Here is a 25519-nt window from a genome sequence, read left to right on the forward strand (position 1 = left end):
GGAACCGACACAGCGGGCCCCGTCTGCGAAGGCAGGGCCCGCTGTGTCGTCATCGGCCCTCGGTCAGCCGTTCATCACGGCCTGAACCGGCACGAACGCCCCGCCCGTCACGAACAGCCCGCTGCCGGCTGCCCCGCCCCCACTGTTCGCAGGCAGCCGGATGCCGAACAGTTCGCCGTCCGACGTGCTTTGCGGCGTCAGCAGCATGCCGTTGCGGGACTTGCGGGCCTCGACTGCGAAGCCCCGGTACTGTCCGGACAGTGAGTCCGTCGTGCCGGCGGCAAGCAGGCCCACGCCGCCGTCGGCTCCCTGACGGATGACCCCTTCCAGCGGCTCGTCCAGTGGCGCGTCATAGAGGAGTTCGGCGTCGTCGACCACGACGACGTACGGCCGCCCGTCGAGTTGGTCCTGGAGCTCTTCCAGGTCGTCGCCCGAGCTTTCCGCGTTGAGCACGCCGAGTACCCCTTCTCGGCCCTCGAGCTCCCGCAGAGGGGACCGGCGAGGTGTCACGACCACCAGGGGGGTGCCTGCCCGCAGAAGGGACTCGGCGGCGCACAGCAATGCAGTCGAACGGCCGGACTTCGGTGGACCGGCAATGACAAAACCGGGTCCGTTTTCCTCCAGGTCGATGCCGATAGGGTGGAGTTCATCGCCTCCCACGGCGACCAGCGCCCACAACGGCGACGGCGCCACGAAGTCCGGGTCCAGGGCCATCGCCTCCGACGCAGTGATGCGCGTCGGCAGAGCGTCCACGCGCAGGGGGCGGCGCCCCGCCGGGACACGGCCGTAGCGCGTTCGCGCCTCCTCCGCGATCTCGCGCAGCGCGCGGACCTGGGCCTGGCCGGCCGGGTCCGGCGCCAGCAGACCGATCTGTGTCTCGTCCACGCCCGTGTCCGTGATACGCAGGGCCCGCCCGGGCGGCATGTTCTTCGGGACCTCGCGGGCATGGAGACCGGCCGTTGAATAGTCGTTCGGATCGGCGAAGCGCATGACGAGTCGGTCGGCGAAGGCCGAGGAGACGTGACCGCTGAGGCCACTGCGGTCGGCCGTCATGACGACCTTCAGGCCCGCTGCGGATCCCTCACGGAAGAGTCTCTGGGCCGCTTCCAGCAACTGGCCGTAGTTGTAGTTCTCGAAGGTCGACGCGAATCCTTCCCAACTGTCCAGGAGCAGAACCATCCAGGGCAGGCGCTCCTCCGGAGAGGCTCCCGCGCGCTGCTCCGCCGCGCTCGACGCGCCCTCCATCGCCAGTAGTTGCTGACGGCGGGCGATCTCCACCTGGAGGCGCTGGATCAGCCTGCGGACCCGGTCCGGCTCATCGCGTGTCACGACGGCGCCGACGTGCGGCACACGCACCAGGGGCAGTAGCGCGTTGGAGCCGCAGTCGATGGCATAGACGTGCACATCGTGCGGGGATGTGTTGCGGGCCAGCGAGCCGGCGAGCGTGCGCAGTGCCGTCGAACGGCCGGAACGAGCACCGCCCAGCAGCAGGGTGTGCTCACCGTGCACCAGGTCCAAGGACACCGGCATGCGAGTCTGCTTCGCCGGCAGGTCGATCAGGCCGTACGGGATGGGAGCCACGTCATCGCCAGGGGTGGTGGCCGGTGCGCCACCGTAAGTGGACAGTTCTTCCAGCGTGACGGACTCCGCCAGCGGCGGAAGCCACGGGCTGCGCTGCTCGCCAAAGCCCATCCGCTCCGCACCGTCGCGCACCGCGTCCACGAGGACGGCCAGGTCGGTGACCATCGTGCCGTCGTCCTCGGCCTCTTCCCGCTTGGGCAGCGGGCGAGCGTAGGCGTTCCAGGGCAAGGGCACGAGTGTGGCCTTGGGGCCCGTCTGCCCCGTGGCCGGGCGACGGCCACCGATACGGGCCGACTGCACACCGACGAGTGACTGGGCGCCGGAACGCACGTACATACGACCTGGCGTCGACTTCGAAATCGCGCCCGAGTCCGGTGCATCGATGACGTCCATCGACTCGGCGGCATCCGTCACCCGCAGGGCGATGCGGAGGTTGGTGTTGGCCCGGATGTCGGCGCTCACCACACCCGCGGGACGCTGCGTCGCGAGAATCAGGTGCACGCCGAGAGAGCGGCCTCGGCGTGCGATGTCGACCAGTCCCGCGATGAAGTCGGGCAATTCGGCGACCAGGGACGCGAACTCGTCGATAACCAGGACGAGCCGGGGCATCGGCTCCAGTTCGGGGCGGAGCTTGCGGGTGTCGTTGTAGTCCTCGATGTCCTTGGCGGCGGCGTCGAAGAGGATCCTCTCCCGGCGATGCAGCTCGGCGGCGAGCGAGGCAAGGGCCCGCTCGGTCAAGTGGGCGTCGAGGTCGCTGACCATGCCGACAGTGTGCGGCAGGCGAGCGCAGTCCATGAAGGCGCTGCCGCCCTTGTAGTCGATGAGGACGTAGTTCAGGGCGTCGGGGCGATTGGCCACCGCCAGCGAGGCGATGATCGTCTGCAGAAGCTCGGACTTACCGGCACCCGTCGTACCGGCGACCAGGGCATGCGGCCCATCGCGGCGGATGTCCAGGACGAATACGCCGTCGGCGGCGATACCGATGGGTGCGGACGTCGTCGAACCACCCGCCTGCCAGATGCGCTCCACGTCGACGCCCGCCGGGTTGGGCATGTTCAGCAGGTTCAGCAGTCGGGCCGAGGTGGGCAGGGCGGAATCCGCGTCGTCACGACTGACATCGCGGATTGGGGCAAGGGAGCGGGCCAGGAGTTCACACCATTCGTAGGGCACCTGGTCGGCGAGGACGTCACCGACGGCCTCCAGGCCGTAACCGCGCACCCGGACGTGGTGGGCCGCGTCAGGCGACCACGCCACCACGGCCTTGCACTCCTCGGGAAGCAGCCGCTCGTCCTCGTCGATGCAGAGGGCGAAGATCCCGTACTGCGGGCCCTCGGCCAGGAGTTGGGGAACGCCGGGTACGCGCCGCAACAACCGTGCCCCGTCGAGTACAAGGAGCACATTGGCGTCCGGATACAGCTGGCCTGTCATGTTGTGCTGCTCGCGGGCCGCCTTGCGTCGAGCCAGCTCGTTCAGAAGTTCGTTGACTCGGCGGCTGATGCCCTCCGAGTCGAAGCCGACCAAAGCGACGCAGTCCTGTCCCTCATCGGGGTTGGTGTGGGGCAGCCAGTGTGCCCAGTGCCACTCGGCGCCGGCGGCGGGTGTCGCAGCCAGCGACACCAGTGACAGGTCGCGGGGGCTGTGCAGCACGGCGGCCTGCACGCTCAGCCAGCGCGCGGTGGCGAGGGCACGGGCTCGGTCCCCCGCGATGCCGACCACGCCGAGCCGGGCAAAGGGCAGGGTGACCGGGACATCCGGAAGGAACGGGGGCTCCGGGGGCTCCTCGTCGTTCGACGAGCCGCCGCGTGCGAAAACGAGTTCCACGTCGGAAGGCAGAGCGCCGACCCCGATACGTAGTTGCATCGCGTCCGGGTCGGTGAGGCGGCGCTCCCACAGACGGCGGCGGGGGCCGGTCGCGTAGAGGAGGACCTCGGCCGGGTCGGGGTTGTCCTCGCGCCGGGCGCGCTGTTCTTCCTTGCTGAGGGTGACGAGTTCGGCCTCATAGGCCGCGAGGTCCTTCTTGTACTGCTTGAGGGACGTCTTGTGCTTCTTCTTGCCCTCGCGGTTCTCACTGATCCACTGGCCCAGCATCATGAGCGGGCTCATCAGGCAGAACAGCAGCATGTAGATCTGCTTGGTGAAGAGGTACATGGCCAGCCCGAACAGCATGGGCATAAAGGCCATGATGAACTGGAAACGCGCGCGATCCCCCTTGGTGGGGGGCACCGGCACGGCCAGCCGCCGCCGAGGGCGCAGGGGCGACAGCCGAGGAGGACGGTTGTAGGCGAGACCGCCCTCGCTCATCGGAGACAGGTGCGCGTCCGGCTCGGCCACCTGGTCGAGCACGAGCAGCGAGTCGCCGACCCGTACGGCACCGCCGAGCGGCCAAGGGGTCCCGGCCGTCACTGGGTCGTCGTTCAACCGGATGTCGGCGCCGGTCTCCGGCGTGAGCACGACGTTGCCCTGGAGGTCGATCGTCAGCCGGAGGGCGACCGGCGGCAGTGAGGCATCCGGCAACGGCAACGAACAGGTGGGCGCCGATCCCGCGGTGGCCGCGCCGACCCCAAGCCGGACCACCCGCCCGGACCCGGGACCGCCGGCCACGCGCAACTCGTACTGTCCGACGGGCTCGCCCTTGCGCAGGAGCGGGCCTATCGAGTCTTCTACGGAGACGCGCATGCCGTCCCGCAGGACTCCGGCCGCCGGTGCCTCCGGATCACACAGCACACCATCGGCCCACAGCGCCGGCGCTCCGGTCACCGCCGTCCCGTAGCCAGGCAGCGAAGCCAGTGAGGTGCCGGGCATGGCCACGACGTTCCCTGTCCCACCGCCATGCGGTACGACGCTCTGTCCGATGGCCTGCGCCAGCACCTCCGCGACATCACCTGCCGTGGCGGTGTCGTCGGCTGTGACAACGACGTCCTCCGGCTCACCGCCTTCGCGTACGACCGTGACCAGCATCCGCATGGTGGTCATCCTCCCCGTCGGCCCCTGTGGCCACGTTCGTTAACTTCAGCTAAGGGAGACTATGGCAGTCCCCGGATTCGCTCCCCAGCGCCCCGGCGTCAGACTGCCGGCATGGCGTATATCTCCGGCCCGTTCGTCACCAACAGCCGGTTCCCTGCGTGTGCCAGCTGCCACGGAGCGCCGGAGTCCTTGTCGTCGGTCCAGGTCCAGCGCACCTTGCCCGTTTTGGCCGCAAGGGCGATGACGCCTCCCGACAGGGGTCCGGAGGCGCAGTACAGCGTCGTGCCGACCCTCACGAAGGTCTCCGGCCCGCCACGGTCCTGGTCCTCACACAACCAGAGCCGCTTGAAGCTCTTGACGTCGACGGCCCATACGCCGCGGTCGTAGTCGCTGACATAAAGCACGCCGTCGATGACAGCAGGGTTGTTGAAGCCGCGGCGTCCCTTGGGTGAGAGCGTCCACCGTGTGTTGCCTGTCTCCGCGTCGACCGCCGTGAGCTTCTCGCCGGGAAGAAAGACGAGGCCGTTCGCGACCGACGGTTGCCAAGCCCAGTCGTCGCCGATCTTCTGGGTCCACAGCTGGTCACCGGTCGCGGTGTCGCGCACGGTGAGGTTGTAGTTGGAGTCCGTGTAGACGAGGTACTTGCCGGAGACGGTGCCCTGGACGTCGTAGTCTTTCGTGCCCCAGTCGCGGTACTGCAGCCACACCTTTCTACCGGTGCTGTGGCTGACCGCGGCGACCGCAGTGCGGTACTCGGTGGCGCTCGCGGCTCGGGCGTAGTCGGTCACCGTGACGTACACGTTCTTGTCGTCGATGGCGATGGTGCCCTCGATGCCGAGTTGCTTGCCGAGGCGGCTGCGCCACACCTCCTCGCCGGTCTTCACATCACGCGCGACGAGGACTCCCCCGGCACCGCCATCGGTCAGGAACACCTTGCCGTCACGGAACAGGAGCTGGGAGCCGGGAGCACAGACGCCAGGCTTCGACCAACGGGCCTTCCCCGTCTTCACGTCGTACGCCACCAGGGGATCGCCGCTGACGAGGAGCAGGCCGTCATGAATGAGGAGCGGTACGTCCGTGGTGGTGCTGTCCTCCGCCGCCTGCTCGTGCCACAGAGGCTGGGGGGCGACTCCGGCCGGCGGGGTGGTGAAGTTCTCCTCGACGGGCTGCGCGGAACCACCGACGCCACTCGTGCCGGTCGCAGTGCCGGAGGGGTCACCATCCTGGCCGAGCCACCAAGTGGCGGCCCCGCCCGCCGCAGCCACGGCGGCGGCACCGCCGAGCGCAAGGCCGAGGACGCGGCGACGGGAGGGGGCGGTGGAGGCGGTGGCGAGGGCTGGCGCGGTCGTCCCCTGTCCCGGGGTCTGCGCGTCACCCGGCGGTGTGGCGTAGCCGGGTATCGGGGTGCCGTAGGCAGCCGCAGGGGTTCCGATATGTCCAGAGGCCGGCGGGTACCCGTACCCCGGCATTTGTGTGCTCGCCGACGCAGCGGTCCCACCCGCCATCGCCGGTGCGGGCCCGAAGGACACAGCGACCGGAGCCTGAGGCGGCTGCGGTGCCTCCAAGTCCAGGATTCCGGCCGCATGCGTGGCGATCGTCGATGCAACCGCCGACGGAAGCCAGTCGCTGAGGACGCCCTCGACGCCCTGTGGTGCCAGTGCAGTGACGATCTCCGACGGAGCCGGGCGATGCGCGGGATCCTTCGCGAGACATGCGCGCACCAGGCCCAGCAGTTGCTGCGGTACGCCCTCCAGGTCGGGCTCGCCATGCACGACCTGATAGAGCAACGAGGCATGCGAGACGGCCCCGTGACCGAACGTGCCCCTGCCAGTCGCCGCAAACGCGAGCACGGACCCCAGCGAGAAGACATCACCCGCCGCACCAACATCCTTACCGAGCGCCTGCTCGGGTGACATGTAACCGGGTGAGCCGACCACGACTCCCGTCTGTGTCATGCGGTTTCCGTCCACCGCGCGCGCGATTCCGAAGTCGATGACGCGCGGGCCGTCTGCCGCCAGCAGGACGTTCGACGGCTTCAGGTCCCGGTGGATCAATCCCGCCGCGTGAACCTCCTGGAGGGCAGCGGCGAGGCCAGCGGCCAGTGCCCGCACGGTCCGCTCCGGCAATGCACCGTGCGCGGCGACCACGTCCGTGAGGTCGGGACCGAGCACGTACGACGTCGCCAGCCACGGCAGCGGCGCATCCGGGGCGGCGTCCACGACAGGGGCGGTGAAGCGGCCGGAGACTGCCTTGGCTATCTCGACCTCGTGTCTGAAGCGATCACGGAAGTCGCCATCCGCTGCCAGGTCCGGCCGTACGACCTTCACGGCGACGGTACGGCCACCGGGCGAACGGGCCAGGTAGACGCGCCCCATGCCGCCGGCGCCGAGTCTTCGCAGGAGACGGTAGGTGCCCAACTCCGTCGGATCGTCCGGCTGCAGCGTCTCCATTTGTGGGCCTTCCCCGTGTCACGCGCTGTGGTGTGCTCGTCGCATCTAATGGTGTTCGCTATCGCAGACACAGTAGTGACCGCTTGAGCAAGGTGAGAGTCAGGGGCCATGAGCGGAAGTTCGGCGAAGCCGAAGCGGAGGAAGGCGGCGGGGGCCGCGCTGCGGTACGAGCACCGGCCCGGCCGGCCGAACGCCGGCGAGGCGAAGAAGCGGGACTGGGGCTGTGCCTGGGGCTGCGTGGTGATCCCCGCCGGCTTCGTCGTGCTGACGCCGCTGGCCCTCTTCGAGTGGTACTGGGGCCACGAGCTCTGGGGCGAATTCGCCCCCGCGTGGCCCGGCGGTGCGTACGCCTTCGCCGGCACGGTCGGCGCCCTGGCCCCGCTGGTCTTCCTCGCCTGGGTGCTACCGCTGTTCCGGATGAACTGGAAGAAGAGCAAGCCGCGTTCGCTGGCCTGGGCGGTCGCGTCGCTGCCCGGGCTGGCCGCGTGTTACCTGGTCGCCGGGGTGATCGGCACGACCACACGGCCCAAGCGGCGCCGTGACTGGGACTACGACTGCTACAGCGAGGGCGGGCCCTGCTGGGTGCATGTGCACTACCCGTGGCTGTGGGCCGTCGGCCTGGCCGCCACCCTCGCGGTGATCATGCTCCTCATCGGCCTGTTCGGCCGGCACGTCCGCAGGTCGTCCGCTACCGCACCTTCGACATCCGGGCCTGAGGACGCCCCGAGTCCTCACTCTCCGACCGGTACCGGAGGTCGTCGCCCACCGGAGTGAGGCGCACGGTCGTGGGGGCCGGGTTGCAGCCGCCGTGGTTGGTCTTCGCGCCCACGGACGTCGCGACGAGCTCCTTCTTCGTCACCTGCTTCAGGGTCAGTACGTCGACGCAGACGCCGCCGATCTGGTCGGTCTGGCGCAGGCGCCCCAAATCCTGGCCCACGGCGGCCCGTTCGACGGTGATCCGGAACGTGCCGAGGGGCAGCCTGCCGTCGAGGGCCGTGCCCTGGCCCTCCCAGGTGCCGAGGTACGCGGCGGGCACGGCGCCGGAAGGGGCGGCGCTCGCGGTCGCCGCGGGGGGAGAGTCGGTGCCCGCGCCGGAGTCGCTCGTGTCGTCGTCGTGGGAGGTGCGGTCCGGCAGCAGGTCGAACACGAACACCGAGCCGATCGTCACGGCCGCCATCGCCCCGGCGACCGCCAGCGCCACGGTGCAGCTCAGTCTCCGCACCCGGCCGCCGCCCTCCGGCGTGGACGTCGCCGCCACGGAGACGGACACCCTGCCGGGGCGCCGGCCGGCGGACGACGGGACGGCGGTGTCGTCCTGCGGACCGCCGTCCCGGGGTGCGGGTACGGGGGCCGGGGCTGGTACGGCGGCGGGTTCGACGGTGGGTTCGGCGGTGGGTTCGGCGGTGGGTTCGGCGGTGGAGGCAGGTACGGCCGGCGCGGGCATCACCGGCGGCGGCCCGAACACGCCAACCGGCCCCGCCGCCTCCACTGGCGGCACCGTCCCACTCGGTGGCACCGCCCCAGTCGGCGTCACCGTCCCACCCGGCGGCACGGTGTCCGTCGGCGCCACCGTTTCGCCCGGCGCCACCGCCGCACCCGGCGTCACCGTCTCACCCGGCGTCACCGTCTCACCCGGCGCCACCGTCCCACCCGGCGCCACCGCCCCAGCCCGCGCCACCGCCCCACCCGAAGTCACGCTATCCACCGGCGTCTTGTTGTCCGCCGGCGTCCCCGTCTCCGCCGCAGACACGGACGGGCTGCTGAAACCGACCGGCCCCGAAGGGCCCCCGGCCGCCCCGGGACCCGTCGCCTCCAGGTTCAGCAGCCGCACGGCGCTCCGGCTCACCTGCTCCACCAGCGCCCCCGGCAGCCACCCGCCCGCCACCAGCCGGGCCGCGCCCTCGGGCGCCAGCCGCCGGGCCACCTCGGCGGGGGCCGGCCGCGCGCCCGGGTCCTTCGCCAGGCAGGCCGCCGTGAGCTCCCGCAACGGCCCGTCCAGCGCGCCGAGTTCCGGCTCCTCGTGGACGACCTTGTAGAGCAGGGCCGCCGAGGAGTCCCCGGGGAAGGGCGGTTCGCCGGTCGCCGCGTACGCCAGGACCGCGCCGAGCGAGAAGACGTCCGCCGCGCCCGTGACGCCCTTGCCGAGGATCTGCTCGGGCGACATGTAGCCGGGCGAGCCGATCGACACGCCCGTGGAGGTCAGGGACGCCGTACCGTCCGTGGCCCGTGCGATGCCGAAGTCGATCAGCAGCGGCCCGTCGAGCGTGAGCAGGACGTTCGACGGCTTCACGTCCCGGTGCACCAGGCCCAGGTCGTGCACCGCCGCCAGCGCCTCGGCCAGCCCCGCCCCCAGCACCCGTACGGTGTGGGCGGGCAGCGCGCCGCCCTCGGTGACCGCGGCCGACAGCGAGGGACCCGCCGCGTAGGCCGTCGCCACCCAGGGCACCCGTGCGTCCGGGTCGGCGTCCAGGACGGGTGCCGTCCAGGCGCCGCCGACCCGGCGGGCGGCCTCGACCTCGCGGTGGAAGCGGGCCCGGAACTCCTCGTCCAGCGCGAAGTGCGGATGGACGATTTTCACCGCGACCGTGCGGCCGCCGGCGCTGCGGCCCAGGTAGACCCGGCCCATGCCGCCGGAGCCCAGCCGGCCGAGCAGCCGGTAGGGCCCCACGACGGTGGGTTCGTCGACTTCGAGCGGCCGCATGGCGTCACCCTCCCCCGTAGGCGCCCGCAGGCCCCCGCCGGACCCCGTACGCGCGCACTCCCCAGCAGAGTAGTGCGGGAGCGCGGGCCCGCTCACGGCTGGAGCAGGTCCACCTTCACGTCCGCGGGGAAGCCGGTCGAGGGGCCGACCCGGCGGGCGAACTCGGCGACCGCCTCCAGCTGCGGGCCGCCGAAGCGGAAGTCGAGGGTCGTGAAGTAGCGGGCGAGGGTCTCCTCGTCGAAGGCCTCCCAGCGGGCGGCCTGCTCGGCGACCTTGCCGACCTCCTCCAGGGAGAGGTTGCGGGAGTCGAGGAAGGCCTCGTGCACCTTGCGCGTGATGACCGGCTCGCGCTCCGCGTAGTCACGGCGCGCCGCCCAGACCGCGAAGACGAACGGCAGGCCCGTCCACTCCTTCCACAGCGCGCCCAGGTCGTGCACGTCCAGGCCGAAGCGCGGGCCGTCGACCATGTTCGCGCGCAGGGCCGCGTCGCCGATGAGAACGGCGGCCTCGGCCTCCTGCATCATCAGGCTGAGGTCGGGCGGGCACGTGTAGTAGTCCGGCTGGACGCCGTAGCGCTCGGCGAGGAGCAGCTGGGCGAGGCGGACGGAGGTGCGGGAGGTCGAACCGAGGGCGACGCGGGCGCCGTCCAGCCGGTCCAGGGGGACCTGCGAGACGATCACGCAGGACATGACGGGGCCGTCGCAGCCGACGGCGATGTCGGGGAAGGCGACGAGGTCGTCGGCGTTCTTGAGGAACTCGACCAGGGTGATCGGACCGATGTCGAGATCGCCCTGCACCAGCTTCTCGCTGAGCTTCTCAGGGGTGTCCTTGGTGAGCTCGAAGTCGAGGAGCGTGCCCGTTCTGGCGAGCCCCCAGTACAGGGGCAGGCAGTTCAGGAACTGGATGTGGCCGACGCGCGGCCGGGTGCGAGGATTGTCCACATCGTGAGGCTAGCCCTCATGGCCTACGGGCCCGCGCCCGGCCCCGCCGTGGGTCCGGGACCTGTCGCCGGCGCCCTCACCGCCAGTCGGCGGACGGTGTTCAAACATTCGGGTGACGTGATCTTGACCCCTATTGCATTCCGGGGCCTGCGTGCTAGGCTCGTCGCAAGTTGCAGTTTGGTTTCCCTTGCAGTACAGAGCCTGCGGAGCATGTGACCGCGGGCTCTCGTCATTCTCAGACGTATGCAGTTGTGCAGAATTCATCTTCACACTTGCTGGTTCTGGAGCAGGGCAACCCTTTTGAGCCCAAGGAGGGCTTATGGCTACCGGAACCGTTAAGTGGTTCAACGCCGAAAAGGGCTTTGGTTTCATCGCCCAGGAGGGCGGCGGCCCCGACGTCTTCGTCCACTACTCCGCGATCAATGCGACCGGCTTCCGGTCCCTCGAGGAGAACCAGCAGGTGTCTTTCGACGTCACGCAGGGTCCGAAGGGCCCGCAGGCTGAGAACGTCACGCCGGTCTGATCAGTAGTACCCAAGGAGCCCCGCGCCGTAAGGCGGCGGGGCTCCTGCCTTTTGCTCCCCTTGCCCTCCGGTGAATTTCCGGCGAATTCTGGCCCCTGATCCCGTGGGACCTGATCCCGTGGGACCTGATCCCGTGGCCCCTGGTCCCGTGGCCCTGAGAGGATGCCCGGATGCAGAGAGACCCGGACCCGGAGCACGACGGGGAAGACAGCGGCACCCCCGCAGACAAGCGCCTGGCCTTGGGCCTGTCCCTCGGTCTGTCCCTCGGGACGGCGACGGGACTCGTCCTCGGCCTGACCGTCTTCGACAACATCGGCCTCGGTCTGGCCCTGGGACTCGGCTTGGGCACGGCGATCGGCGCGGGCGCGGGCGCGGGCCTCGGAGCGCGGCGGACGGACGAGGACCGGTAGACCGGTAGACCGGTAAGACGGCCGTGCGACGACGGGACGCCGTAGAAGCCCCCAGCGGTGTCAGTGCCCCGCCATAGGGTCGGAGGATGACTGACCTCGACTTTGTGGATGAGACCCGGGTCTTCTACGACGCCGTGGCGGAGGACTACGCCGCCCGCTTCAGTGAGCCGCGCGTGGCGATGCCGTTGGATCTGGGGCTGCTGTACGGGTTCGCGGAGCTCGTGGGTGAGGGGGGCGAGGTCGCCGACCTGGGGTGTGGGCCCGGGCGGGTGACCGCGTATCTGGCGTCGCGGGGGCTGTCCGTGTTCGGGGTGGACCTGTCGGAGTCGATGCTCGCGATCGCCCGGCGTGAGAATCCAGGCCTGCGGTTCGAGCAGGGCTCGATGCTGGAGCTGGACCTGCCCGACGGCTCGCTCGACGGGGTCGTGTCCTGGTACTCCACCGTCCACACCCCGCTCGACCGGCTGCCGGCCGTCTTCGCCGAGTTCCACCGCGTCCTGCGCCCCGGCGGGCATCTGCTCCTCGGCTTCCAGGCCGGTGACCAGCCCCGCCGCTACGAGGAGGCCTTCGGGCACCGGGTGGCGCTGACCTTCCTGCGGCGGCGGCCGGAGCGGATCGCCGCCCTGCTGGAAGCCGCCGGGTTCGAAGTGCGCTCCCGGACCGTCCGGGAGCCCGACGAGGCGCTCGGGGAGCCGGTCCGCCAGGCGTGCCTGGTCGCCCGCAAGCCCCCCGAGCCGGTTTCCTAGCAGTACTCCCTCACAACGCCCCCGCGATATCCCTCGCCGCGATGTACCCGAAGGTCATCGCCGGCCCGATCGTGGAGCCCGCGCCCGCGTAACTGTGGCCCATCACCGCCGCGCTGGCGTTGCCCGCCGCGTACAGGCCCGGGATCACCGAGCCGTCGGGGCGCAGGACGCGGGCCCGGGCGTCCGTCCGCATGCCGCCTTTCGTGCCGAGGTCGCCGGGGACGATGCGGAAGGCGTGGTAGGGAGGCAGCCAGAGGGCCGCCAGGCAGGGGTTCGGGAGGACCGACGGGTCCGTGTAGTAGTGGTCGTAGGCGCTGTCGCCGCGGTGGAAGTCGGGGTCCTCGCCCCGCCGTGCCTGGGAGTTGAAGCGGTCGACGGTCGTGCGCAGGGCCGCCGCCGGGACGCCGATCGACGCGGCCAGGGCGTCCAGGGTCCAGGCCTTGTGCGCGGCGCCCGAGTCGTACCAGGAGCCGGGCAGGGGCAGGGCCGGCAGGACGTCCTTGAAGAGGTACCGGTTGCGGTAGTTCTGGTCGACGATCAGCCAGGACGGGATGGCCGGGTCGGTGTCGTGGACGTCGTACATGGTGTGGACGACGTCGCTGTAGGGCGCGGCCTCGTTGACGAAGCGCCTGCCCGATCCGTTCACCAGCAGCCCGCCCGGGAGCGTGCGTTCGGCGAGGCAGAAGTAGGGCTGGCCCGGGACCGGGATCGCCGGGCCCCACCACGCGTCGTCCATCAGGTCGAGCGCCGCGCCGAGCCGCTCCCCCGCCCGGATGCCGTCGCCGGTGTTCTCCTTCGCCCCGACCGTCCACTCCGTGCCGATCGGCCCGCGCTGGTACCGCTCGCGCATCGCCGCGTTGTGCTCGAAGCCGCCGGAGCCGACGATCACGCCCCGGCGGGCGCGGATCAGGCCCGGGGCGCCGTCGCGGGTGACCACGGCTCCGGTGACCCTGCCGTTCTCGACATGCAGGTCGCTCAGGGGCGTGTTCAGCCATACCGGTACGCCGGCGGAGCGCAGCCCCGCGCGCAGGCCCGCCGCCAGTGCCTGGCCCATCGTCAGGGGCTTCTGGCCGAGCGCCGCGGCCTTCGTGCCGCGGGCCAGGCTCTGGGCGGCGACGGCTGCGCCGCGGGCGTTCACGGCGGCCAGGGTCAGCCACTTGTAGTCGGCGCCGAAGACCACCATGCCGGCGGGGACGTCAAGGTACGGTGGGTTCAGACGGGCCAGTTCGGCGCCGAGGAGCCTGCCGTCCAGCTGGTCGGGCTCGATGGAGCGGCCGTTCGGCAAGCCGCCGGGCAGCTCCGGGTAGTAGTCGCTGTAGCCCTCCATCCAGCGGAAGCGCAGGGGGCTGTGCTCCATGACGTAGGAGATGGTCGCCGGGCCGTGGGCGAGGAAGGCGCGCTGCCGGTCCGCGGGGACCTCCGGGCCGACGACGGCGGCGAGATAGGCGGCGGCCTTGGCCGGGGTGTCGGGGACACCGGCCTCGAGGATCACCGGGTTGTTCGGGATCCAGATCCCGGCACCGGAGCGGGCGGTCGAGCCGCCGAAGGTCGCGGCCTTCTCCACGACGACGCAGCTCAGGCCCTGCCCGGCGGCGGTCAGCGCGGCGGTCATCCCGGCCGCGCCGGAGCCGATGACGACGACGTCGTACGTGCCGAGCGGGGGTAAGTCGGCGGCGTGGGCGCCCTGTTGCACTCCGGCGGCGACCGCGAGGCCGGCACCCGCGGCACCGGCCAGCACTCGTCTTCGGGACGGGGAACCAGGGGGAGCAGCCGATGGTGCGGAGTTCATGTCAGTGGTCATGACGTCTCCAGCGCGACGGGACACCTCAAGGGGTGGGGAATGTCGCGCGGGCACCTTGCGAAGTCAAGAGCCAGACAACGGCGGCCTGTGGAAGGTTCTAGTCGAGGCCGATCGCCGCGCAGTCCGCCTTGTACTTCGCCGTGCAGATGTCCTTGACCGTGTAGACCCCGTCCGTGATCACCGTCTCCTTGATGTTGTCCTTGGTGAGGGCGACCACCGGCACCAGCATCGCCGGGATGTTCTTCTGCGTGGGGCTGTCGACCGTGTCCCGGGTCAGCGCGGCGAACTCGATGGAGCGTCCCTGGACCTTGGCCACGGCGATCTTCGCGGCGTTCGTCGCCTCCAGCAGGAACGACTTGTACACGGTCATGTACTGCTCCCCCGACACGATCCGCTGCACCGCGTCCAGGTTGGCGTCCTGCCCGGTCACCGGCGGGATCCTGGAGGCGCCCGCCTCCTCCAGCGCCTCGATGACGGCGCCCGCCATGCCGTCGTTGGCGGAGTAGACGGCGGCGATGTTGTTCAGCCCGACGGTCTGGATCGCCTTCTTCATGTTGGCCTTGGCGATCGAGGGCTTCCACTCCTTGGTGTCGTACTGCTGGACGATGTCGACCTGCCCCTGGAGTTCGCCGAGAGCGCCGTCCTTGAAGCGTGCCGTGTTCGGGTCGGCGGGGTCGCCGTTCATCATGACGACCTTGCTGTTCTTGGCCTTGTCGCCCAGTTCCCCGACGATGGCGCGGCCCTGCACCTGCCCGACGAGTTCGTTGTCGTGGGAGACGTAGGCGTCGATCGGGCCCTCGGCGAGCCGGTCGTAGGCGATGACCGGGATGCCGGCGTCCTTGGCCTTCTGCACGTCCGACGCGATGGTCTTGGAGTTCAGCGCGTCCACCAGGATGACGTCGACCTTGTCGGCGATCATCTTCTGGAACTGCTCGCTCTGTCTGGACACGCTCGCCTCGGCGTTGGCGTACTTGACCTTGCCCTGGTTCTCGGTGAGTTCGGCGACCTCGTTCTTGATCAGGGGGTAGTCGAACTTCTCGAAGCGCGCCGTGTCCCGGTCGGGCAGCAGCAGACCCACCGTGATGTCGTTGCCCTTCTTCACGCCCGCGGAGTCGTCACTCCCGCTGCCGCCGCAGGCGGCGAGGGACAGGGCCGACACGGTGACCGCCAGGGCTATGGAGAGGGGACGCACAGCGGGCCGACGGGTGGTACGCGCTTTCACTGGTGGTGCCTTCCGATGGGGGAGCATCGCGACGAGGTGGCAGAAAGCCAACGGGGAGACACCGTGCGTCGTCAAGGACCAGGTGTGAAGACCTCGCAAAGGCCGAGCGGGGGCTCGCCGCCGGGCCCTTCTCAGGGCAGCCGGTCACTGAGGGGGCACAGCGACTCGGCCGCCGCCAGAGCACGCGCCGACACGTCCCGTACCTCTTCATCCTCGTCGGACTCGACCCTCTCCCGCAGCAGCGGCAGGGTCTCCGGGTGGGCTGGCCAGCCGAAGGCGAGTGACTGCAGGGCGGCGATGCGGGGTTGGGGGTCGGGGTCGGCGACGGCCCGGTGACGCAGGAACTCGGCAGCCGTGGCGTCCGTCTCGCACACGGCGTACCAGCGCAGGGCGTCGGCCCGGATCACGGGATCGCCATCGGCGACCGCCCGGTCCCGGAACACCTCGTGGGGCGCGGTGTCGTCCCGGCCCGTGGCCAGCCATGCCAGCGCCAACTTTCTGACCAGGACGGAATCGTCGTCATACGCGCGGGCACGGATCGCGGCCCACTTTGCGGACTCGTCACCCCGGTAGTGCCTCAGGCCACGCAGCACCTCGGTGCGGACCCGTGTCTCGGGATCGTTGGCGAGTCGGTCCAGGACCAGCTCCCATGTTCCGGCATCGTCCCCGCGGTAGCAGCACAGGTGCTCCACGGCCTCTGCCCGTACGACGCCATCGGTGTCGTCGACGGCATCGCGGACGAGTTCCCAGGTGCCGGGCTCGTCCGCTGCCAGTCGTACCAGCCCGTAGAGCGCGCCTCCCCGAGCCTGCGGTCCGGGGTCCGCGACAGCCCGCTCGCGCAGGAACTCGACCGTGCCGAGCTGGGATCCCGCCGTCTGCCACAGCATGCTGCACGCCGAGCGGCGGACCCTCTCGTCCGGGTCCGCAACGGCTCGACGCCGGGCCAGCTCCCAAGTGGCGGGGTCGTCACCACGGATGGCCCGCAAGCTGAACAGGGCCTGTGACCGGACGAACGAGTACGGGTCCTCGACTGCGAGTCTGCGCGCCAGCTCGGGCTCCCCCGTGTGATGGGTCAGGTAAGACAGGGCTGTCAGCCGGACGTGGGGGGCCGGGTCCTCCGCTACCCGGCTGCGCATCAGGGCCGCCACGCGTTCGTCGTCCAGCAGACCATCGAGATGGCTCAGTGCCTCATCCCGCACGGAGCCGTCGGGGTCTTCGATCGCCAAGCGGCAAAGCAGTTCCCTGACCTCGGGCTGGTCACCACGATGCTGAGCCAGCGCGGACAACGCCTGGCACCGCTGGTACTTGTCCTCGGCGGAGACGGCGAGGGCGGTGATGGGCGCCCACAGGTCCTCGTCCGACGCGTTGTCACCGCGGAGTGACAGCGCGAGGGTGCGGATTTGCAGTGAGGGGTCCGCGACCGAACGATCCGCGAGCAGCTCGCTGACGCCCTCCTCGCCCGAGCCCAGTTCGGCCAGCGCTTCCAGAGCCATACTGCGGACGCGCTCAGCGGGGTCGGCGGCCGCGCGTGTGCGCAGCAGCTCACGGATATCCCGCTCGGCTCCCCAGCGTTCCGCCAGCCCTTCCACAAGGGCGGCCTGAACCAAGTCGGAATGGGCCCACCCGGCCATGATCCGCGGGATCGTCGAATCCTGGTAGAGCACGGACGCGTACTGGCCAGGCAGCGACTCGCTGAGGAACTGGCCGCGCAGATGGAACCAGCGCAGAAACCGGGATCGCCCGCTCCAGTGCGGAGGAAATGTCTTGAAGGCAGCCAGGGTCTCTTCCATCCCGTCGACGCCGGTCAGCAGAAACAACGAATCTCTCCGCTCCGTGCGCGCGACGATTTCGTCCACAACCCCCCTGCTCTGCCCCGCCAACACGCCGATCCTGCGCACTTCCGCCAGCGCCCGCACGCTCAGCGTCAGCAGGGACGAGTCCCAGTCCGGGTCGGCCCGCCGCCGGTGCATCTCCAGCAACCGGTCGATCACCGCGCCCGCTTCCCGCTCCCCGATCTGCCCGACCAGGAGCAGCAGGACCTCGTGCCAGGCCGGGTCCTCCGCGTGCCGTGCGAAGACCTCCTCGACGAACTCCTCCCGGGTCCACTCCCGCTCCCGCGTGTAGCGCCGGTCGATGTCGACGGCCGCGAGGTACTCCAGGAAGGCCCGGTGCACGAAGCCGTACACCCCGCCCCCGTAGTGGCTGAGGATGAAGTTCCGCTCCCGGAACTGCCGCACCATCGTCCGGGCCGCCGACACGGCCTGTGCGACGGGCAGTTCGTACTGCTCGGACAGGTACTCCTTGAACGTGGCGAGCAGTTCGTCCTGGTGGATGTGGTTGCCGGCGATGCCGCCCTCGCCGTCCTGCATGCGCCGGGCGACGAGCCGGAGCAGCTCGTGCCGGTCCTCGTCCCCGAGGTAGGACAGCGCCTCCAGGTCCGTCGGCCCGCGCAGGTGCTTGGCGTGTTCGTCCCAGTGCGCCACCAGGACCGCGACGGCGTGCCGGTAGACGCCCTGCCGGTCCCGGGGCAGCTCCCTGCGGCGGCCGATGATGGCGAGGATGGTCAGCAGGAGGGGATTGCCGGCCAGTTCACCCACCGGCCGGGAGTGCCCGACCGCCTCGGTGAGCCGGCGGCACAGACGGGCGGCTCGCTCCTCGTCGTGCGGGTAGGCGGTGGCGTACCACTGCCGGGAGAACTGCTCTATCTGCTGCCGGCTCAGGTCCTGGACCATGTAGTGGGCGAAACCGGCGCGCTCCAGGACGCCCCGCCGGTATCCGATGACGCGCGAGGTCACCACCACCCGGACCCCGGCCCGCTGGTGGCGGCCGGCGAAGTCGGCGATGCGGTGACCGACCTGTTCCCGTGCGGCGGGTTCGAAGAGTTCGTCCAGGCCGTCGAAGACGACCACCGCACGCCCCTCGGCCAGGATCCGCTCGGTGACCGGGTACGGGGGCGCCATGCCCTTCGTGGTGTGCAGGTGCTCGAGGAAGTCCTCGAACGTCCGCTCCCGCCACTCCCCCGCGGCGTACTCCCGTAGTTCGACGACGAGCGGGACGCGGCCGTCGAGGGCTGCCAGCGGGTCGCCCGGCCGGACCGCTCCGGTGAGGGTCAGCGCGAGATGGCGTGCGAGGGTCGACTTGCCCGCGCCGGGGTCGCCGAGCAGGACGAGACGGTCCTCGTGCGGGCCGGCCAGCACCTCCAGGACGTCCCGCGCGGGACGCTCCGCGTAGGCCTGCCGGGCGCGGTCCAGTGCCTCGCGTTCGAGGCCGGGCGGGAGACTCGACGGCCACTCACCGGAGTCCACGAGCCGCTGACGGATGTCGCGGGGCAGCTCCACGGGCGGCGGGTCGGCCCGTACGGTGGGCGCGACGAACACCTCGTCCAGACCGACCGGAGGATGCTCGCCCTCCTCGGTCGGGATCAGCACCTCCAGGTCCAGGCGGCCGTAGGTCTCGCGGATGCGCGTGGCGTAACGGCGCAGCGCCTCGTCCGTCTCCTCGGGGGTCAGGACCGTTTCCACCGTCTGCTGCACGTACTGGTTCTCGATGTGCACGGCCACGCCGTAGTCGCCGGTCGCGGCGGCCTTGACGTCACCTCCCGCCCCGACCGCCCGCTCCCCGCCCGTCTCGACCCGCTTCGACTTCCACCCCATGACAGGACGGTAGCCGCCCTGGAAGGCGGGAGGAGGCCTGGTCGGGGAAACCGGCGCGGGCTCGGTGCCTCACCGCGTGTACAGGGCCTCCACTTCTGCCGCGAAGGTGCGCATCACGGCCTCGCGGCGGAGCTTCATCGAGGGGGTGAGGTGGCCCGCCTCCTCGGTGAAGTCCTCGGGGAGGATCGCGAAGCGGCGGATGGACTCGGGGCGGGAGACCATCTTGTTGGCGTCGTCGACGGCGCGCTGGAGGACCGCGCGGAGTTCCTCGTCGTCGACGAGGAGTTTGGGCGGTACGGGGTGCTTGCCGTTCATCTGGCGCCAGTGGGTGATGCCGTCCGGGTCCAGGGTGATCAGGGCCGAGACGAAGGGGCGGCCGTCGCCCACGACCATGCACTGGGAGATCAGCGGGTGGGAGCGCAGCCAGTTCTCCAGGGGTGCCGGGGCGACGCTCTTGCCGCCCGCGGTGATCAGCAGTTCCTTCTTGCGGCCGGTGATCGTCAGGTAGCCGTCGTCGTCGAGTTCGCCGATGTCGCCGGTGGCGAGCCAGCCGTCGGGGGCGGCGGGTACGACGCCACCGGCCTGGGGGTCCCAGTAGCCGCGCAGGACGTGGTCGCCGGCGAGGAGGATCTCGCCGTCGGCGGCGATCCGGACGCGGGTGCCGGGCAGGGGCCAGCCGACCGTGCCCAGGCGGGGTTTGAGGGGCGGGGTGACGGTCGACGCGCCGGTGGTCTCCGTGAGGCCGTAGCCCTCGAAGATCTCGATGCCGGCTCCGGCGTAGAACGCGGCGAGGCGGCGGCCCAGGGGTGAGCCGCCGCAGATGGCGTAGCGGACCCTGCCGCCCATGGCGTTGCGGATCCGGCGGTAGACGAGGGGGTCGTAGAAGACGCGGGCGGTCCTCAGGGCGCGGGAGGGGCCGGGGCCGGTGCCGGTCTGCTGGGCCTCCATCGCCTCGCCGTAGCGCCGCGCGATCGCCACGGCGCGGTCGAAGGACGTCACCCGGCCGCCCGCCTCGGCCTTGGCGCGGGCCGCGTTGAAGACCTTCTCCAGCATGTACGGGATGGCGAGCAGACAGGTCGGCCGGAAGCTCGCCAGGTCCGGGAGCAGGTTCTCCGCCTTGATGCTGGGCGCGTGGCCGAGCCGTACCCGGGCGCGGACGCAGGCGATCGCCACCATGCGCCCGAAGACGTGGGACATGGGCAGGAACAGCAGCACCGATGCCTCTTCGCTGGTCTTGGCCCGGAAGACGGGGTAGAGCAGCTCGATGGCGTTGTCGACCTCGGCGAAGAAGTTGCCGTGGGTGAGCGCGCAGCCCTTGGGGCGGCCCGTGGTGCCGGAGGTGTAGACGAGGGTGGCGAGGGTGTCGGGGCCCAGCATGCCGCGCCGCACCTCGACCTCCTGGTCGCTGAGGTGCGCCCCGGCCTCCGTCAGCCGGTCGATGTGGCCCTTCTCCACGATCCACATGTGCTTCAGGTCGGGCAGGCGCTCGCGCTCCGGGCCGAGTGCGGCGGCCTGCCCGGCGAACTCGGTGACGAGGGCGACGGCGCCGGAGTCCTGGAGGATCCAGCGGGCCTGGAAGACGGAGGACGTGGGATAGATGGGCACGGTGACCAGACCGGCCGCCCAGGCCGCGAAGTCCAGGACGGTCCACTCGTAGATGGTCCGGGCCATCACGGCGATCCGGTCGCCGGGCATCAGCCCTTCGGCGATCAGCCCTTTCGCCACGGCCAGCACCTGGCCGGCGAACTGCGCCGCCGTCACGTCGCTCCAGCGCCCGTCGGCGTCCTTGCGGCTGAGCGCCACGGCGCCCGGGTCCGCGCTCGCGTTGTCGAACGGCAGGTCGGCGAGGGACCCGTGGGTCCACGGCGGCGCCAGCGGCGGTACGGACGCCTCCCGCACCGCCCCGTCGAGCCGCCGCGTCTCGGGCTCGACCAGGACCGGTCCGCCGTAGATGTCGCCGTAGGCGGAGGAGGGATGGGCAGTGGACACGGGCGGCTCCTGGGGCGCGCAGCGAAGGAACTGCTTGCTGCATACGTACGTGCCTCGCACGCCGAGGCGCTCAACCGGTTGAACCCCCAGAAAGGGGTTACTGACGGTAGGAACGGGATCGTACGGGCCTCGCGTGGCGGGTTTGTGCGGGTTAGGGGATGGTCCGGAGCCAGGCCTGTGCATTCTCGGGGGTTACGTGAGGGACCTTCACGTTCGGTCCGCTGTCGGCCTCAGGCCCGTTCCAGGATCGCCGTCACCCCCTGCCCGCCCGCCGCGCAGACGGAGATCAACCCGCGGGCGGGCGCGTCGCGTTCGGCGAGCAGTTTGGCCAGAGTCGCCACGATCCGGGCGCCGGTGGCGGCGAAGGGATGGCCGGTGGCGAGGGACGAGCCCGCGACGTTCAGCCGGGCGCGGTCCACCGTGCCCAGACCCCGCTTCTCCCAGGCGGCGAGCGTCGCCAGCACCTGGGAGGCGAAGGCCTCGTGGATCTCCACCAGGTCGAAGTCGGCGAGGCCCAGTCCGGCCCGCTCCAGCATGCGCGGCACGGCGTACGCGGGCGCCATGAGCAGCCCGTCCTCGCCGCCGGCGACGTCTCCACCGACGAAGTCGACGGCCGCCGTCTCGTACGCGGTGAGATACGCCAGCGGCTCCAGGCCGCGCTCGCGGGCCCACTCCTCGCTCGCCAGCAGCACGGTCGCCGCCCCGTCCGTCAGCGGGGTCGAGTTCCCGGCCGTCATGGTCGGGTCGGGGTGGTCGAGGCCGAACACCGGCTTCAGCGAGGCGAGTTTCTCCACGGTCGAGCCGGGGCGCAGGTTCTGGTCGCGGGCGAGGCCCCGGAAGGGGGTCACCAGGTCCTGGAAGAAGCCGCGTTCGTACGCCGCCGCCAGCCGCTGGTGACTGGCCGCCGCCAGTTCGTCCTGCGCCTCGCGGCCGATGCCCCAGGCGCGGGCGGTGACGGCGGCGTGTTCGCCCATGGACAGTCCGGTGCGCGGCTCGGCGTTGCGCGGGATGTCGGGGACGAGGTGGCCCGGGCGCACCTTCGCCAGGGCCTTCACGCGGCCGCCCAGCGACTTCGCCCGGCGGGCCTCCAGCAGGATGCGGCGCAGCGAGTCGTTGACGCCCAGGGGCGCGTCGCTCGCCGTGTCGGCACCGCCCGCGACCGCCGATTCGGTCTGGCCGAGGGCGATCTTGTTGGCGGCGGCGATGACGGCCTGGAGTCCGGTGCCGCAGGCCTGCTGGATGTCGTAGGCGGGGGTGGTGGGGTGCAGACGCGAGCCGAGGACCGTCTCGCGGGCGAGGTTGAAGTCGCGGCTGTGCTTGAGGACCGCGCCGGCCACGAACTCGCCGACCGCGCCCGGCTCCTGGAGCCCGTACCGCTCGACCAGGCCGTCGAGGGCGGCGGTGAGCATCTGCTGGTTGGAGGCGGTGGCGTACGGGCCGTCGGAGCGGGCGAACGGGATGCGCGCTCCGCCGACGACCGCCACGCGCCGCACCGACATCTTCTGGGGGCTCATCTCGACCGCTCCTCGCCTGTGACGTAGCCTTACCTACGGTAACCTTACTCCAGAGTAAGCAAGTGTGAGCAGTCATCCGAGCTGGGAGTCGCCATGGCCGACCGCTATCTGAGCTTCACCGCCACCGGGCCCGGCCGCTTCCTCACCCGACGGCTCGGCCTGCCCCAGCCGGCGGCGCTGACCCGCTGGTCCCCCGAGCGGCCCGCCCTCGACGGCGGCCTGCGCCACCTCACCGCCGGCCGGTCCGCCCTCGACCTGGCACCGGTCCTCGCCCGCACCGGGATCGGCCCGGCCGGTTCCGACCGGGCGGCGGCCGTCGTCCTGGACGCGACCGGCGTACGGGACGTCGAGGGCCTGGCCGAGGTGCACGCCGCCCTGCATCCCGTCGTACGGTCGGTCGCCGCGAGCGGGCGCGTGGTCCTGCTCGGCGCTCCGCTCGACCCCGCCGACCATCACCAGGCCGCCGCCCAGCAGGCCCTGGAGGGCTTCACGCGCTCCCTGGGCAAGGAGATCGGCCGGGGCAGGACCGTGAACCTGGTCCGGCTCACGGACGCCTCGGCCGCCGAGTCCACGCTGCGCTTCCTGCTGTCGCCCAAGTCGGCGTATGTGAGCGGGCAGGTGATCGAGGTCGGGGCGGGTGAGACGGGGCCGGGCGAGACCGCCCCGGACGACGAGCCCTCCGCCCCCGTCGACTGGAACCGCCCCCTCACCGGCCGCACCGCCCTGGTCACCGGCGCCGCCCGCGGCATCGGCGAGGCCGTCGCCGAGACGCTCGCCCGGGACGGGGCCCGGGTCGTCGTCCTCGACGTGCCGCAGGCCGAGCAGGACGCCCGGCGCGTCGCCGACCGGCTCGGCGGCACCGCGCTGCTCCTCGACATCACGGCCGCCGACGCGGGCACGCGGATCGCCGAGGCCCTGCCGGACGGCCTGGACCTGCTCGTCCACAACGCGGGCATCACACGGGACCGGCGACTGGTCAACATGCCCGCCGAGCGCTGGATCCCGGTGCTGGAGGTGAACCTGGCGAGCGTGCTGCGCACGACGGACGCGCTGCTGAAGTCCGGGACGCTGAACCGGGGCGGCCGGATCGTGGCGACCGCCTCCATCGCGGGCATCGCCGGCAACGCGGGGCAGACCAACTACGGCGCGAGCAAGGCGGGCATCGTCGGTCTGGTCCGCTCCCTCGCGCCGCGCGCGCTCGCCGAGCACGGGGTGACGGTCAACGCGGTCGCGCCGGGCTTCATCGAGACGAAGATGACGGCCGCCGTCCCGCTGTTCATCCGCGAGGCGGGCCGCCGCATGAACTCCCTCGCGCAAGGAGGCCTTCCGGCCGATGTCGCCGAGACCACCGCCTGGCTCGCACACCCGGCCTCGGGCGCGGTCAACGGGCAGGTCGTCCGCGTATGCGGCCAGAGCCTGCTGGGGGCGTGATGGCCGACGCCGCTCTCGTCCTCACCGGGTCCCCCTCCCTCGCCCCGCTCCTCGCGCGCGGTGCCCTGCTGTCCCCCTTCAAACGCCCGGCCCCCGACGCTCAGTTCCCGCGCACCCGGCTCGTCCTGCCGGGCCTGCGCGTCGACCTCGCGCGGCTGGCGGCGTACGAGCGGGTCTGCGGGTTCCCGACCGGGGAGGACGCGCTGCCGGTGGCGTATCCGCACGTGCTGGGATTCCCCCTGGCCATGCGGCTGATGAGCGGCCGGGACTTCCCGCTGCCGCTGCTGGGCCTCGTCCACACGTCGATCACGATGACCCGGCACCGGGCGATGCCGGCCACCGGCGCGTACGAACTCACGGTGTACATCGAGGGGTTGGCACCCCACCGGCGCGGCACGGAGGCGACCGTCGTCACCGAGGTGCGCGAGGACGGGGACGTCGTCTGGGAGTCGAGGAGCACCTACCTCGCCCGGCACCGCACGCAGCGGCCCGCCCAGGCGCACCGGGAGGAGGCCGGAACGCGCCCGGAGGAGACCAGGACGCCCCGGCAGGACATACGGCAACCGCTGCCGGCCGTCGCCGAGTGGCGGCTCGCCGAGGACGTCGGACGCCGGTACGCGGCGGCGTCCGGCGACCGCAACCCGATCCACCTTCACCCGCTCACGGCCCGCCTGTTCGGCTTCCCCCGGGCCATCGCCCACGGCATGTGGACCGTCGCCCGCTGCCTCGCCGCGCACGGCACGCCGGAGTCCTGCCACGTACGCGCGGAGTTCCGCGCACCGGTCCTGCTGCCGGGGGCGGTGACGTACGCGGCGGAGGACGGCCGGTTCGAACTACGCGGCCGGGAGGACCGGATCCACCTGACGGGAGACGTCTACTCCACCTGAGCCCTCGCCCGCTCGTCCATCTGACTCCCGGCCCGCTCCTCGTGCTCCACCGGAGGTGACCACGGCCGCCCCGCCATGAGGTCGCCCAGCCCTGCCCAGGCGAAGTTCATCATCGTGGCCGCGGCCTGGCGGGCGGTGACGCCCGGGGTGGCGTTGGCCCAGGCGGCGAGCGACTCGGCGGCACCGACCAGGGCCTCGGCGAGGCCGGCGACCTCACGTTCCGGGAGGTCGGGGTCGCGGTGTGCCTCACGGGCGGCGGCGAGGATCAGCTGGGTCACGAACGCGACGATCTCCTCGCGCATCGCGGCGACCTCGGCGGCGAAGGGCTCGCCGTGCGTACGGGCCTGGAGGTGCAGGACCGACCAGGCGTCCGGGTGGCGCGCGGTGTGGGCGAAGAACGCCCCCAGCCCTTCCCAGAGTTGCCGGTCGGCGGGCAGATCGGGCCGGACACCGGCCCGCACGGCCTCGACGAGCGCCCTCGCCTCGCGGCGGATGCAGGCGGTGAAGAGGTCTTCCTTTGAGTTCAGGTACAGGTAGACCAACGGCTTGGACACGCCCGCGAGTTCGGCTATCTCGTCCATCGACGCGGCCATGTACCCCCGTTGTCCGAAGATCTGCACGGCGGCGTCCAGCATCTGCTGTTCACGGACCGCACGCGGCATCCGCTTGGTCTTCACGGCACCCATACCGCTTAGCGTACGGTCCC

The 25519-nt window shown here is 71.3% G+C and carries 16 protein-coding genes; 6 read left to right on the top strand and 10 right to left on the bottom strand.

Annotation, left to right across the window (positions count from 1 at the left end; translation table 11 throughout):
- Positions 1–63: 63 nt before the first annotated feature.
- A complete protein-coding gene (locus ACZ3I3_RS07290; protein WP_467363379.1) occupies positions 64–4545 on the bottom strand; it encodes an FtsK/SpoIIIE domain-containing protein in 4482 nt (1493 codons plus the stop codon).
- A 98-nt stretch (positions 4546–4643) separates the two neighbouring features.
- Positions 4644–6995, bottom strand: coding sequence for a protein kinase domain-containing protein (locus ACZ3I3_RS07295; RefSeq protein WP_467363239.1), 2352 nt, complete (start codon positions 6993–6995; stop codon positions 4644–4646).
- Between the two features lie 108 nt (positions 6996–7103).
- Between ACZ3I3_RS07295 and ACZ3I3_RS07300 the strand changes: the two genes are divergently transcribed.
- Positions 7104–7769 (top strand): hypothetical protein, encoded by a 666-nt coding sequence (locus ACZ3I3_RS07300; protein WP_467363240.1) that lies wholly within the window; start codon positions 7104–7106, stop codon positions 7767–7769.
- Here the strand turns inward: ACZ3I3_RS07300 and ACZ3I3_RS07305 are convergent.
- Positions 7684–9696: a serine/threonine-protein kinase gene (locus ACZ3I3_RS07305; RefSeq protein WP_467363242.1), complete on the bottom strand. Its 2013-nt coding sequence runs from the start codon at positions 9694–9696 to the stop codon at positions 7684–7686. The genes ACZ3I3_RS07300 and ACZ3I3_RS07305 overlap by 86 nt on opposite strands.
- A gap of 92 nt (positions 9697–9788) precedes the next feature.
- Positions 9789–10637: a menaquinone biosynthetic enzyme MqnA/MqnD family protein gene (locus ACZ3I3_RS07310; RefSeq protein WP_356925282.1), complete on the bottom strand. Its 849-nt coding sequence runs from the start codon at positions 10635–10637 to the stop codon at positions 9789–9791.
- A gap of 319 nt (positions 10638–10956) precedes the next feature.
- Between ACZ3I3_RS07310 and ACZ3I3_RS07315 the strand changes: the two genes are divergently transcribed.
- From ACZ3I3_RS07315 to ACZ3I3_RS07325, 3 genes are all read left to right on the top strand, one after another.
- Positions 10957–11160: a cold-shock protein gene (locus ACZ3I3_RS07315; RefSeq protein WP_004984723.1), complete on the top strand. Its 204-nt coding sequence runs from the start codon at positions 10957–10959 to the stop codon at positions 11158–11160.
- A gap of 170 nt (positions 11161–11330) precedes the next feature.
- Complete coding sequence (locus tag ACZ3I3_RS07320; RefSeq protein ID WP_467363244.1) at positions 11331–11570, top strand: hypothetical protein; 240 nt, start codon at positions 11331–11333, stop codon at positions 11568–11570.
- 86 nt (positions 11571–11656) lie between these two features.
- A complete protein-coding gene (locus ACZ3I3_RS07325; protein ID WP_467363246.1) occupies positions 11657–12316 on the top strand; it encodes a class I SAM-dependent methyltransferase in 660 nt (219 codons plus the stop codon).
- A 10-nt stretch (positions 12317–12326) separates the two neighbouring features.
- Here the strand turns inward: ACZ3I3_RS07325 and kstD are convergent, their stop codons facing one another.
- The 5 genes from kstD to ACZ3I3_RS07350 form a co-directional block, all read right to left on the bottom strand.
- Positions 12327–14105 (bottom strand): 3-oxosteroid 1-dehydrogenase, encoded by a 1779-nt coding sequence (gene kstD / locus ACZ3I3_RS07330; protein ID WP_467363381.1) that lies wholly within the window; start codon positions 14103–14105, stop codon positions 12327–12329.
- Positions 14106–14214: 109 nt separating this feature from the next.
- Positions 14215–15309 carry a sugar ABC transporter substrate-binding protein gene (locus tag ACZ3I3_RS07335; protein WP_467363247.1) on the bottom strand — a complete coding sequence of 365 codons (1095 nt, stop codon included), beginning with the start codon at positions 15307–15309 and terminating at the stop codon, positions 14215–14217.
- Positions 15310–15470: 161 nt separating this feature from the next.
- Positions 15471–18992, bottom strand: coding sequence for an NACHT domain-containing protein (locus ACZ3I3_RS07340; RefSeq protein ID WP_467363249.1), 3522 nt, complete (start codon positions 18990–18992; stop codon positions 15471–15473).
- Positions 18993–19061: 69 nt separating this feature from the next.
- Positions 19062–20981 (bottom strand): AMP-dependent synthetase/ligase, encoded by a 1920-nt coding sequence (locus tag ACZ3I3_RS07345; RefSeq protein ID WP_467363250.1) that lies wholly within the window; start codon positions 20979–20981, stop codon positions 19062–19064.
- Between the two features lie 230 nt (positions 20982–21211).
- Complete coding sequence (locus tag ACZ3I3_RS07350; protein ID WP_467363251.1) at positions 21212–22495, bottom strand: acetyl-CoA C-acetyltransferase; 1284 nt, start codon at positions 22493–22495, stop codon at positions 21212–21214.
- Between the two features lie 93 nt (positions 22496–22588).
- Between ACZ3I3_RS07350 and ACZ3I3_RS07355 the strand changes: the two genes are divergently transcribed.
- The gene (locus ACZ3I3_RS07355; RefSeq protein WP_467363253.1) at positions 22589–23926 is read left to right on the top strand and encodes a 3-oxoacyl-ACP reductase; all 1338 of its coding nucleotides are present in this window, start codon (positions 22589–22591) and stop codon (positions 23924–23926) included.
- Positions 23926–24813, top strand: a complete 888-nt coding sequence (locus ACZ3I3_RS07360; protein ID WP_467363255.1) for a MaoC family dehydratase — start codon at positions 23926–23928, stop codon at positions 24811–24813. The genes ACZ3I3_RS07355 and ACZ3I3_RS07360 overlap by 1 nt, the downstream gene beginning before the upstream one ends.
- On the opposite strand, the gene ACZ3I3_RS07365 is transcribed toward ACZ3I3_RS07360, so the two are convergent.
- On the bottom strand, positions 24801–25499 hold the full coding sequence (locus ACZ3I3_RS07365; RefSeq protein WP_467363257.1) for a TetR/AcrR family transcriptional regulator: 699 nt from the start codon (positions 25497–25499) through the stop codon (positions 24801–24803). The two genes, ACZ3I3_RS07360 and ACZ3I3_RS07365, sit on opposite strands and share 13 nt — an antisense overlap.
- Positions 25500–25519 lie beyond the last annotated feature (20 nt).

Source organism: Streptomyces sp. NPDC016851 (assembly GCF_055562795.1).